Source organism: Paenalcaligenes sp. Me52, assembly GCF_050487965.1.
Classification (GTDB): Bacteria; Pseudomonadota; Gammaproteobacteria; order Burkholderiales; family Burkholderiaceae_B; genus Paenalcaligenes.
Window position 1 is genome coordinate 1 of record NZ_JBKQFO010000055.1, and the last position, 559, is coordinate 559.

Sequence of the window (559 nt, forward strand, 5' to 3'; positions counted from 1 at the left end):
GAGATTGAGTTAGTGGTCAGCGCCGCAAAAGCGTTAACGGAAGAAGGGCGTAAAGTTCGCGTGGTTTCTGCCGTGTACCGAGCGTTTCGATAATCAGGATGCGGCGTACAAAGAATCGGTATTGCCAAAAGCTGTACGCAAACGTCTGGCGGTAGAAGCCAGCATCGCCGGATTCTGGGAACGCTACGTCGGCCTGGACGGTAAAGTGATCGGCATGACGAGCTTTGGTGAGTCTGCTCCGGCGAATGTGTTGTTCAAACACTTTGGTTTTACGCCGGAAAATGTCCTGGCGCAGGCGCGTGAGCTACTGAACAGCTAAACCTGCACAAGGGGTGAAAGGATGACCTTTTACCCCTTGAAACGGGAGCCAAGAAACTCTTCACGGGTGCGGTATTTCTCGTAATGCGCCTTGTTTTTATACATAAACAACAGCACCAGCATATCAATAACGCCCATTGCCGGAACGCGAGTGGAGTCGAAGGCTTCAAAGAAGATTTTATCGCTGACCGCGGTATTGAGTTGATGGGTGGAGAGTTTTGATAACGGAGATTTAATATAG

2 protein-coding genes are annotated in these 559 nt (G+C 50.1%); one reads left to right on the forward strand and one right to left on the reverse strand.

Annotated features, from left to right (window positions below):
- The first annotated feature begins 121 nt into the window (after positions 1-121).
- Complete coding sequence (locus ACLO87_RS16945; protein ID WP_430224364.1) at positions 122-319, forward strand: transketolase-like TK C-terminal-containing protein; 198 nt, start codon at positions 122-124, stop codon at positions 317-319.
- A gap of 29 nt (positions 320-348) precedes the next feature.
- Here the strand turns inward: ACLO87_RS16945 and ACLO87_RS16950 are convergent.
- The coding region (locus ACLO87_RS16950) for a MurR/RpiR family transcriptional regulator (RefSeq protein ID WP_430224365.1) at positions 349-559 on the reverse strand (211 nt) is incomplete at its 5' end.